The 11,413-nt window shown below is 37.8% G+C and carries 12 protein-coding genes; 6 read left to right on the top strand and 6 right to left on the bottom strand.

The window, feature by feature from the left end; translation table 11 throughout:
- Positions 1-51 precede the first annotated feature (51 nt).
- Positions 52-1,038 carry a DUF2157 domain-containing protein gene (locus C3K47_RS16125; protein WP_103790195.1) on the top strand — a complete coding sequence of 329 codons (987 nt, stop codon included), beginning with the start codon at positions 52-54 and terminating at the stop codon, positions 1,036-1,038.
- The gene (locus C3K47_RS16120) at positions 1,022-2,209 is read left to right on the top strand and encodes a hypothetical protein (RefSeq protein ID WP_103790194.1); all 1,188 of its coding nucleotides are present in this window, start codon (positions 1,022-1,024) and stop codon (positions 2,207-2,209) included. The genes C3K47_RS16125 and C3K47_RS16120 overlap by 17 nt, the downstream gene beginning before the upstream one ends.
- A 143-nt stretch (positions 2,210-2,352) precedes the next feature.
- Here the strand turns inward: C3K47_RS16120 and holA are convergent, their stop codons facing one another.
- Entirely contained in the window at positions 2,353-3,378 is a 1,026-nt protein-coding gene (gene holA, locus C3K47_RS16115; protein WP_103790193.1) for a DNA polymerase III subunit delta, read from the bottom strand.
- A gap of 96 nt (positions 3,379-3,474) precedes the next feature.
- Entirely contained in the window at positions 3,475-3,936 is a 462-nt protein-coding gene (locus C3K47_RS16110; RefSeq protein ID WP_103790192.1) for a type I restriction enzyme HsdR N-terminal domain-containing protein, read from the bottom strand.
- Positions 3,937-4,204: 268 nt separating this feature from the next.
- Between C3K47_RS16110 and C3K47_RS16105 the strand changes: the two genes are divergently transcribed.
- Complete coding sequence (locus tag C3K47_RS16105; protein ID WP_103790191.1) at positions 4,205-4,627, top strand: hypothetical protein; 423 nt, start codon at positions 4,205-4,207, stop codon at positions 4,625-4,627.
- 89 nt (positions 4,628-4,716) lie between these two features.
- Here C3K47_RS16105 and C3K47_RS16100 read toward each other — a convergent pair whose 3' ends face one another.
- Entirely contained in the window at positions 4,717-5,202 is a 486-nt protein-coding gene (locus C3K47_RS16100) for a copper resistance protein NlpE (RefSeq protein ID WP_103790190.1), read from the bottom strand.
- Positions 5,203-5,577: 375 nt separating this feature from the next.
- Between C3K47_RS16100 and C3K47_RS16095 the strand changes: the two genes are divergently transcribed.
- A complete protein-coding gene (locus C3K47_RS16095) occupies positions 5,578-6,093 on the top strand; it encodes a hypothetical protein (protein WP_133159403.1) in 516 nt (171 codons plus the stop codon).
- Between the two features lie 132 nt (positions 6,094-6,225).
- On the opposite strand, the gene C3K47_RS16090 is transcribed toward C3K47_RS16095, so the two are convergent.
- Positions 6,226-8,847 (bottom strand): valine--tRNA ligase, encoded by a 2,622-nt coding sequence (locus C3K47_RS16090; RefSeq protein WP_103790188.1) that lies wholly within the window; start codon positions 8,845-8,847, stop codon positions 6,226-6,228.
- Between the two features lie 130 nt (positions 8,848-8,977).
- The gene (locus tag C3K47_RS16085) at positions 8,978-9,325 is read right to left on the bottom strand and encodes a TfoX/Sxy family protein (RefSeq protein ID WP_103790187.1); all 348 of its coding nucleotides are present in this window, start codon (positions 9,323-9,325) and stop codon (positions 8,978-8,980) included.
- A 179-nt stretch (positions 9,326-9,504) separates the two neighbouring features.
- Here C3K47_RS16085 and mnmD point away from each other — a divergent pair, with 179 nt between their 5' ends.
- Both mnmD and C3K47_RS16075 read left to right on the top strand, forming a co-directional pair.
- Positions 9,505-10,191 (top strand): tRNA (5-methylaminomethyl-2-thiouridine)(34)-methyltransferase MnmD, encoded by a 687-nt coding sequence (mnmD, locus tag C3K47_RS16080; protein WP_103790186.1) that lies wholly within the window; start codon positions 9,505-9,507, stop codon positions 10,189-10,191.
- Between the two features lie 66 nt (positions 10,192-10,257).
- Positions 10,258-10,617 (top strand): four helix bundle protein, encoded by a 360-nt coding sequence (locus tag C3K47_RS16075; protein ID WP_103790185.1) that lies wholly within the window; start codon positions 10,258-10,260, stop codon positions 10,615-10,617.
- Positions 10,618-10,649: 32 nt separating this feature from the next.
- Here C3K47_RS16075 and C3K47_RS16070 read toward each other — a convergent pair whose 3' ends face one another.
- Positions 10,650-11,261: an N-acetyltransferase gene (locus C3K47_RS16070; RefSeq protein ID WP_103790184.1), complete on the bottom strand. Its 612-nt coding sequence runs from the start codon at positions 11,259-11,261 to the stop codon at positions 10,650-10,652.
- Positions 11,262-11,413 lie beyond the last annotated feature (152 nt).

Below are 11,413 nucleotides of genomic sequence, written 5' to 3'. Positions count from 1 at the left end.
ATAAAGATTTTAATCACATTTATTTATTAAAAACTTCACCTAACGCTATCCATGAACAGTAAAATATATGATGATTTATACGCTGAGGGCTTGCTCAGTGCTGAATCTTTATCCAGGATCAAATTAAAAAAGACCAATCAATTATTTTCGGTTCATTGGGAACTAAAAACCCTGCTCTATTTAGGCGTTATGCTTTTAAGTACGGGCTTGGGAGTGCTCATCTATAAGAATATTGACACCATAGGCCATCAGGCTATACTTGCTTTAATTGCCGCCATCTGCGTTGGATGCTTTAGCTATTATTTAAAAAAGAAGTTGCCATTCTCTTTAAACAAAGTTGAGTCGCCCAACTCTTTCTTCGATTATGTTTTATTGCTGGGCTGCCTTTCGTTTTTAACGTTTGTGGGTTATCTGCAGTTTCAATATGATGTGTTTGGTACTCGTTACGGAATGGCCACCTTTATCCCAATGCTGGTTTTATTCTTTGTCGCTTATTATTTTGATCATTTGGGTATTTTAAGCCTTGCTATTACCAACCTAGGACTTTGGATGGGAATTGCCGTTACCCCTGCTCAAATTCTTTCGAATAATGATTTTAACAGCGATCAGATCATTTACTCAGGATTGTTGTTGGGTATTATTTTACTTTTTGCCGCTTTCCTTTCCGAACGTTATAACATTAAAAAGCACTTTAAATTTACGTATCAAAACTTTGGGCTCAATCTTACTTTCATTGCCTTGCTGGCAGGTTATTATTCATTCGGAAGCTCAACTTTACTGTGGATTGTTGCTCTTGCAGTTATAGCATTGTTTTATTATAAAGAAGCAATACGTGAGCATTCCTTTTATTTCCTCTTGATCATTACTCTTTATGGGTATGTTGCTGCTAGCAGTGTTATTATTCGCGTATTGGCATCTTTGGGTGATGCAGGTGCTATTTATCTTGGATTGATGTACTTCATCGCTTCGGGCATTGGAGTTATTTTATTCCTTATAAATCTTAACAAAAAACTAAAGAAACATGATCATCTACAATAAAACCTGGCTCAATAATTTATATCTGCATCAGGATATCAATCATTTGTATAAAGCAGAAGCCATTAGCGCCGAGGAGCTTAAAGCCATTAAAACCCATCATCCGGTTGGATTTTATTCGCCTAATTTCTTCATTCGTATTGGTTTGTTCATTTTAACCGTAGTAATTTCATTTTTTTCGGCAGGTTTATTTGGTTTGATGACCGGATTTGGGGAAAGTTCTATTTCCTTTTTTATGATATTCTTTGGGGTAGCAAATTATGTTGTTCTCGAAAAAATGGTAAAACAAAAGCATCATTACCGCTCAGGTGTTGATGATGCTCTTTTATGGCTTTCAGGAGGCTTTATCCTTGGCGGCTTATTTATCTTTCTTGAAAAACTACTAGGCTATAATTTCGACACCCTACTGTTTATCGTCATTTACCTCTTGGCTTTCCTAATTGGGACAGTACTAACCATCCGTTTTGCTGATTTCTTGATGGCTGGAGCTACTGTTATTGCGCTTTTAAGCTTTTTCTTCCATAGCTGGCTAAAGCTCCCTTGGGGTTTAGCAACAGCTTCTTTTTTCTTTATGATAATTGCGGCGGCCTTATATCTTTTAGCTGCAAAATTCTTGAAAGATGAGAAATTCATTCATTATACCAACTGCTTGTTAGTGGTTGAAACTATTGCGTTGGTGGTGTTTTACGCAGCCGGAAACTTCTTTGTTGTAAGCTTATTTGCTGCTGATTCGGGTTATGAATCTGCTGAACCCAAAGGACTGCATATACCTTTTGGATGGTTGTTCTGGACCTGGACCATTGCAATACCATTCGCCTACATAGTAAGAGGGTTACAAAAGAAAAATACGGTTTTATTGAGGATTGGACTTTTATTGGTGGCAGCCACTGCGTTTACCATCCGAAGTTTTTACACAGTAATGCCTCTTGAATCAGTACTTACACTTTCGGGCGCTGCATTGCTTTTAGGTTCCTATGCCATCATAAAATACTTAAAAACACCTAAATATGGCTTTACCTATGATGATTTAGATGATGCACATTTAATGGATAAACTCAATATTGAATCACTGGTTATTGCCGAGACCTTTAAGACGCAGCCTATTCAACCTGATACACAACCAGGTTTTGGGGGCGGTGATTTTGGTGGCGGAGGCGCAGGAGATAAGTTTTAACTAAAGTACAAAGGAAAAAATACATTTTCAGATTGAGGATTTTAGATTTTAGAAATAGTAGTTCAGGCTAGTTGGTAAATTGTTTACTCTTTCGTACTTCTAAATTCATAAATCTAACTTTATTGGAATTGTACTTCTAACTTTTAATGCAATATCTTCCAAACCAACTCTTTCATCAGGTCGCCTTCATCGGTGTTACCGGTGCTGCCAACGCCTTTGCTTTTCAAATCATACTCCCTTAAAAAGCTAATGATCTGCATGGTTTTTCCTTGAGGGTAATTCCTTGCAGCTAGCTCATAATCGCCAACAAAATAAGGGTTAACGCCTAAAGCAGAAGCCACTGCAGGTTTAGATTTATCTTTTAAACAATGGTACACAAACAGTTTGCTGAAATAACCAGCAAGGGTAGCCAAAACCACAACAGCTGGGTTATCTTTTTTATTAGCAGCAAAATAATTGATGATTTGGTTTGCCTTTAATACATCACGTTTACCTAACGCATTCTGCAGCTCAAAAACATTGTATTCTTTACTGATGCCGATATTGGTTTCGATCTCCTTCACACCAATTTCAGCACCTTTCTGAATATTGATCATCAGCTTCTCTAACTCATTGGAGATCTTTAACAGATCATTTCCCAGGTATTCTGCCAATAGCGCTGTTGCCTGCGGACTTATTTTAAATCCGTGCTCCTGAACATGATCGGCAATCCAGGCTGGCACCTGGTTATCATATAATTTCTTCGATTCAAATAAAACACCGTGCTTTTCAATGTTCTTAAACAATTTTAAACGACCATCTATTTTACCGTGTTTATAGCAGAAAACTAGAATTGTTGAACGCAATGGGTTATCAACATAAGCAGCAAATGGATCCTGATCCTTATCCCCCTTATCTTTACCGAACTTAATATTCTGAGCCTCTTTAATCAAAACCACCTGATAATCGGACATCATTGGATAACGTTTCGCATTATTCAAAACAGTGGTCATATCGGTTTCCTTGCCATACAACACTGTTTGATTAAAGCCTTTCTCGGCGTCTGAAAGCACTTTATCCTCAATATAATTACTAATCAAGTCGATATAGAACTCTTCTTCTCCATGCAGAAAATAAATAGGGCGATATTTTTTGGCTTTTAATTCTTTTAGTATTTCGGCGGCGGTCATGGGGTAAAAATAGGAAATTTCAGTTAACAGTACTCAGTCAGCAGTATTCATTCTACAATCCAGACTGGCTATTGGAGACTGCCGACTAGGAACTGGCTACTGCTGACTGCTATAATCTGGTACTTCTGCTAAAAACTTGTAGTTCTTCAGTTCATGGTCAATTTCGCAGCAATAGTGTTCTAAACCATTCGTTAAAATTATGATCCTGGCTTTATGGGTTGTATTATATCGGGCTAATTGGTCAAATGCCTTTTGGGTTAATTTAACCGAACTGGCCTTACATTCCACCAACAGATATTTTTCGGCATTGGTATTAAAAAGCAAAATATCTGACCGTTTGCTCAGCTCATTCACTTTTAAACCACCTTCTATATTGATCAAGCCTTTAGGGTAATTCTTTTGATTGATCAGGTATTGAATAAAATGCTGACGGACCCATTCTTCAGGCGTTAACACTAAATTCTTCTTGCGGATCTCATCAAAGATAAAAAGCCTCCCTCCTTCTTCTTTTAGCTGAAAAGGATACGGCGGAAGGTTTAATGGTGGCAATTGTTGCATGGGGCAAAGGTAAAACTCATACTTGATTGTTAATTGAAATAATTAATGAAAAAATTGAATCTATGAGCAACAAAAAGTAACTCCTTGCCTCCTTCCATTGAACACACCTAACAGGTAACATGATTGACACTTATAGAAACTTTGCCAACCAATTAATTAGGCATCAGACTTATTCTTTTGAAAAAATTCATTCATAATTATTAACTAAAAAACTTCATCAATACTTCACTTTCTATTTCCATATTAGGCTTTACAAAAGATAAAAATTATGAAAAAGCTATTATTATTTACCGCCGCTTTATTTGTAGGTACATCGTTGAGCTTTGCCCAAACAGCCCCTGTTGCGACGGCCAAAAAGGATGCTAAGGCTGCAAGTACTACTGCTAAGCATGTTTCAACAGATGCTAAAGCAACAGCCAATGCAACTACTAAACAGGCATCAACTGATGCTAAAGCTGCGAAAGCTTCTGCTAAGCATGCCTCTGCTGACACAAAAAACGTTAGTAAAGTAAAAGCCACCGAGACAACAAAAACAACTACTGCTGCAGCACCTGTAAAGAAAGACGGCACTCCTGACATGCGCTATAAAGCCAATCAGGAAGCTGCGAAAACAACTGGTCCTGTTAAAAAAGATGGAACCCCTGATATGCGCTACAAAGCCAATCAAGCTGCTCCTGCAAAGAAAAATTAGTGTAAATACTTATTTGGTTAATTGTTTTATAAGGCTGCCGGAATCTCCGACAGCCTTATTCTTTTTATTTCAAACTAACTGTTTCATGATCACTTCTTTACTAATGTATAATTATGTACTGATTTGATCCGTTTTCCTGTCCTGTCGAGCATGATAAGCTCACTATTGCTTTTCAAAAAGTAACGTTCGTGTCCTTGCCTATCGTAATCCAAAACATAAAGAACCGCTTTATCATCATTTTCAAATCCTTTATCAGTAGTATAATTTCCCCTAGATAAAAAAGGTTTTCCATCGCCCTTCCCTTGGTAAACTTCTGAAAGTTCATACGTATTATCTTCATATAATGATAATTCCGTGGTAATTCCTCCACAATCGGCACAGGGCAAAGTACCATGATATGCAGCTGCCAGTCGTTTTACCGGCTTAGCATCTGCTGCATCTGTTGAATCAAAATCGAGTGAATCTGTGCTTGCCGCTATACTGTCTGCAGCTTTTTCTGCAGCTTTTTCTTTTTGGTTCGACTGACATCCAACCAATAATACCACGATTGGAATAATAAAAAAATACTTGTTCATAGCTTTGATTTTATAAGATGCGTTTTGGGTAACAATAAAGATGTAAATAAAAGAGTTACGTATGACCAAATAAAATAGCTGTTTAAATATCAATAGCCTAACACTACCAAACAATCTACTAAAAGCAGCCTTTCCTAAAGATATCTGCAAAAATCATGTAAAAACTTCAATGAGTTTATGTATCCCCGATAATACAATAACACCACTTTGATACATTAAACTCCATCTCTTTGATACATAAATAAACATCTGAAAAACAAGGCTTTGTATAAATTCATCCTTATCAAACTATCTCTTTTAAAAATAAAACTGAACAAACACAAGCGCTTAAATAATTTATAAAGCACTTGTCTACAACACTAAAACTACTAAATCATGAAAAAGGAATTTATCTCTCTAACTGCCGGATTTGTAATAACACTTTTTATGGCAGGAACTGCTTTGGCTCAGGTTCAGCTACCTGAAATTACTATTACCGAAAGTGCTAAGAGCACCATTACCAATCAAAAGGTGTTTACCTCTTTTAATACTGCATTTAAAGGAGCCACTAGTGTTAGATGGTTTGAAAGCAACAATCGTTACCTGGTTAATTTTATGATGGATGATATTCGCAATCATATTTTGTACACTAAAAAAGGTCAGATCATTTATCATGTCCTTTATGGATTTGAGAAAAACCTTCCTTCTGATCTTTTATCGCAGGTAAAAAGCAAATACAAAGCATATGCTGTTAACAGAGCCATAAATATTAAACAAGGTGGTGCGAATGTTTGGATGGTAAATTTAGAAAACGATAAAGGATATGTGGTGTTACGAATGGCTGATGGCGATATGAATGAGGTTAGAACCCTGAGAAAAACAATGCCGGATGAGGTGAGAGCTTCACTATAGATCTGCAGTCGACTACCTAAACGAAGACTAAGGATCAGGAACAGAAATCCACAATTAATGATTTCTTTCTTTTAAACTGAAACAGGCCATCAAAAGAGATGGCCTGTTTCAATATTTAATAATATCTGAATATTAGGCTAATGTGGCCAGACTTTCTTCCAAAGCCTTTATTTTCGATTCCGCATCGGCTTTTTTATTGCGTTCATTCTGAATGATCTCTGGTTTTGCATTTTGAACAAAGCGTTCGTTGCTTAATTTAGCATCAACAGATTTCAGGAACCCTTTCAGATAATCCAATTCTTTGGCAATACGCTCGCGTTCTGCCTCTACGTCGATGTTTGAACCCAGATCAACAAAAAACTCATCGGTACCAATTAAGAAACCCGCTCCAGCTACCTTCTCCGTCACAAAATCAATTGATGACGTGTTTGCTAGCTTAGCAATTAAGCCAACATACGACTGATAATGAACATCACTATTAATTTTAACCGCCAAAGGCAATGCCTCTTTCGGACTGATTTGTTTTGAGTTGCGGATATTTCGAACCTGTGAGATCACATTCAAAACAGCATCCATTGCTTTTAATGCCTTGGCATCCGCAGGAACTGATTTTGGATAATGAGAAACTATAATGCAATCCATCTCCGAACGCTCAGCGATCTCATGCCATAATTCTTCTGATAAGAATGGCATAAACGGATGCACAAGCTTTAAAATTCGCTCGAAGATCTCGATAGTAGCATTATACGTTTCACGGTCAATTGGCTGGCCATAAACCGGTTTGATCATCTCCAAATACCAGGCACAGAAATCATCCCATACCAATTTATAGGTACTCATCAACGCATCCGACAAGCGGAAAGCGTTGAAATGCTCTTCGATCTCGGCAAGTGACGCGTTAAATTTATTTTCGAACCAGGCAATGGCAATTTCATTGTTATCATCGCCACCTTCTTTAACTTCCCAGCCTTTTACCAAACGGAAGGCATTCCAAACTTTATTGGCGAAGTTTCTTCCTTGTTCACAATAAGCTTCGTCGAACATAAGGTCGTTACCTGCTGGTGATGATAATAACATACCAACACGTACGCCATCAGCTCCGTATTTTTCGATCAGGTCTAAAGGATCGGGTGAGTTACCCAACGACTTAGACATTTTACGTCCCAGTTTATCACGTACAATACCTGTTAGATACACATTTTTAAAAGGCACTTCTCCTTTAAACTCTTTCCCCGCCATGATCATACGTGCAACCCAGAAGAAAAGGATTTCAGGAGCCGTTACCAGATCATTAGTTGGATAATAATATTGAAGATCAGCATTGCCGGCACTTTCTGGGTTACCGAAAACAGTAGGGTCAAATACTGAAATTGGCCATAACCAAGATGAGAACCAGGTATCCACCACATCTTCATCCTGAGCAATACCACTAGCTGATTGGTTTGCTTTTTTGAATTCCTCAACCGCTACATCAAGTGTTTTAGCAACTACAAATTCCCCATTCTCATTATACCAAGCCGGAATACGCTGCCCCCACCATAACTGGCGAGAAATACACCAGTCTTTCACATTCTCCATCCAGTGACGGTAGGTGTTGATGAACTTATCAGGGATCAGTTGAACTTCTCCGATTAACACCACTTCTAAAGCAGGCTGTGAAAGTTCACTCATTTTACAGAACCACTGTAATGAAAGCTTTGGCTCAATTACCGCATCAGTTCGTTCCGAAAAACCAACCTGACTTTTGTAATCTTCCACTTTCTCTAACTGACCAGCTTCTTCGAGCTGTTTGGAAATTTTCTTACGTGCAATGAAACGGTCCTCTCCTACTAAAATCTCGGCTTTTTCATTTAGGGTTCCGTCGTCATTTAAAATATCGATAACAGGAAGTTTGTGTTTTACCCCCAGCTCATAATCGTTCAAATCGTGTGCTGGCGTTACTTTCAAGCAGCCTGTACCAAACTCCATATCAACGTATTCATCTAAAATGATTGGAATCTCACGGTTGATCAACGGTACAAACACTTTTTTACCATGTAAATGGGTAAAGCGCTCATCGTTAGGATTGATACAAACAGCCGTATCGGCCATAATGGTTTCCGGACGAGTAGTGGCGATCATAACATAACCATCTTCACCCGAAACTTTGTATTTGATATAGTATAATTTCTGATTTACTTCTTTGCGGATCACTTCTTCATCAGATACCGCGGTTTTACCTTGCGGATCCCAATTGACCATACGCACGCCACGGTATATCCATCCTTTTTTATATAAATGAATGAACGTATCAATAACTGCTTCCGATAACGGAGCATCCATGGTGAAACTGGTACGGTCCCAATCACATGAAGCACCCAGTTTCTTCAACTGATCGAGAATAATTCCCCCGTATTTTTCTTTCCATTCCCAGGCATATGTCAAAAACTCCTCGCGCGAAAGATCTTTTTTATTAATGCCTTGTTCTTTTAACATAGCAACCACTTTTGCCTCCGTTGCAATAGAAGCATGGTCGGTACCCGGAACCCAGCAGGCATTTTTATTTTGCATACGAGCTCTGCGCACTAAAACATCCTGAATGGTATTGTTCAGCATGTGGCCCATGTGCAACACTCCGGTAACGTTTGGTGGAGGGATTACAATGGTATAAGGCTCACGCTCATCTGGAACAGATTTAAAAAACTTCTTCTCTAACCAGTAGCTGTACCACTTATCTTCCGTTTCGCGTGGATTGTATGTTTTTGATATTGACATAATAGGATTAAACCGATTTAATTTACGATTACACTGATAATGGGTGTAATCAAAAGTCTGCAAAAATAGGAAATTAGCTACAGATGATTGATACGCTTACAAAGATTTAGCGAAGAAAAAGTGTTCGAATTCAGGCTTTTTTCTTTGACTTAGCAGCTTTTGCAACTTTATTATATGCTTTGCAAAGGTTGATAAAATAGTCAAACTCAGCAGTGTTCTTCAACACCGATTGATCTACATACACAAATCCTTTCATTATTTTACCGCTATGGATCATGGCCCGGCAGCCGTTTCGCTCTAAAATCTCATCTGTAAGCATAGGGTCAACACGACACATTAACTCATCGCCCGAAACGCTGACGCACATTTTACCGTCCACCATAAAAGTGATGCCTTTGAACATTTTCTTTTCTTCAACGTCAGGGAAATCAATCAGCGCTTCCCGTACCCGGTTAGCCAAAAGTTCATTGTAAGCCATGGTTCATTTATTGACTATTCGTTTAAAATTAAAGATTTATGCTCGGGTAAACCATTCATATCATCCTTTTTCAAATCTTTCGTACTGAAAACTTTGCATTGTCCATAAGCTAAAAACATTGTTCAATAGACAGTCAACTTTTTTTGCCTTAATTTCGCAGGATAATTCAATTAGTTCCCATGCAATTCAGCAACGTTCAGTTATTAAAAACCGCCGACGGAAGTTTTACCCTTTTACAGCAGGACCTGATGCAAACTTACCATTCGGTAAACGGTGCACTGCAAGAGGCTAAACATGTTTTTTTGGAAACCGGACTGATGTATTTCAGAACGATCAGCAATTTTGAAGAAATAACCATTCTGGAGGTTGGTTTTGGAACAGGTCTTAACTTTTTGGTTACTGCGGATTATTGCGAGAAAGAAAAATTAAAACTGAACTATGTTGGCATAGAGGCCTTTCCGGTGAAACCCGATGTGATCAATGAGATAGATTTTGAGCCATTTATCTCGAACAAAGCAATATGGCAACGATACTCGACAAGGTACCCTGATTTAATTGAAGGACAACCCATTGAGCTCAGCGAATTGACTCGTCTTCAAATGGAGCAAAAACCTGTTATGGAAGCCCACCTTGAGCCAATTTTCGATATTATTTATTACGATGCTTTTGCCCCTCTTATTCAACCCGAAATGTGGTCAAAAGAAACCATTGAACATGTTTGCTCGTTCTTAAAACCTGGCGGATTATTTGTCACCTACAGCATCACCGGCAATCTTAAAAGGATCTTAAAAGCATTGGGCTTTACCATCGAAAAACCTAAAGGAGCAGCCGGAAAACGGGAAATGCTGAGAGCCAAGAAATTGTAGAATTTAGATTTACGATTTTAGATTATCGCTTGGGAATTTTTACTTTAGTGTTCTACCTAACAATCTATGAACACCATTGAATTGAAAAACAGAACCAAGCATTTTGGACTAAGAATTATTAATTTGGTAAACCACTTGCCCAATACTCAGGTTGCAAATGTTTTAGGAAATCAACTATTAAGATCAGGAACCTCAGTTGGAGCAAATTATCGATCTGCTTGTAGAGCAAAATCATCCAAAGATTTCATTAATAAGCTCAAAACTGTTGAAGAAGAAAGTGATGAATGTCTTTTTTGGCTAGAATTATTGGAGGAAGCCAATATTTTAAAACCAATTCAGCTGGCTGAACTAAAGAAAGAAGCCAATGAACTTACGGCAATCTTTGTTTCTTCTATAAACTCAGCAAAACGGAATCTAAATGATTGAAACATCTTCTAAATACCGACCAGTTCGTAACTCTAAAATCTAAGATCTAAATTCCTTAAAAACCTTTTAAACGGTTCATCCTCCTCATTAAGTCCGTATAGTTGTTCGTAGATGGCTTTTACTACCTGCTTTAACTCATTACGGTCTAAATCAATGGCAGGAATGGTCATGATAAGCATTTCTTTAGGCTCTCCTCCTTCCATATCCGGTAAGTAATAAATCACCTCCTTGATAGTATAGGCTCCGTACTTGTCATAAAACCTTATTCGCTTTATTCGCTGCTCCGTGTTTTCGCCGAAATCAGGATGTTCTACTTCAAACAGCAAGTTTTCATTTTGGTGTATTATCCAATCCTTAATAAATTCCATGAACTTGCCGCCAATACCTGTGCCTCGGTAGGTAGCAGCAGTTGCCAAAAAATCAAGCAAAATAAAACGTGTACCCTGAAGTTTCCATAGCAAGGCCATTAGGCCTACATCATCGCCCTGCTTACCAATTATCAACTGCTCTGCTCCTGATCTTATCCGGTTTTTGATAATAGCAATTGAAGGACGCTCATGCGCCGGAAAGGCTTCTGTATAAATCTCCATTGCCTTTTCAAAATCAAGGCCTTCCGTATCAGTTAGTTCATAAAATGAAAGCATAATTTTAAGAGGGTTATAATTACTGGTTAGCTAAAATTTTTTTAAACAAATTGTAAAATTAGACTTATACACCTAAGAGTTAAAACATTCCAATAGTTTGCAATTATGTTATAATAAAAAACAATAATTTGCATTTTTAAAAAAATATGAAA

The organism is Solitalea longa, from assembly GCF_002920915.1.
Classification (GTDB): Bacteria; Bacteroidota; Bacteroidia; order Sphingobacteriales; family Sphingobacteriaceae; genus Solitalea; species Solitalea longa.
Note: the sequence above shows the minus strand (reverse complement) of the source record. Positions and strands in the feature narration are given on the sequence as shown.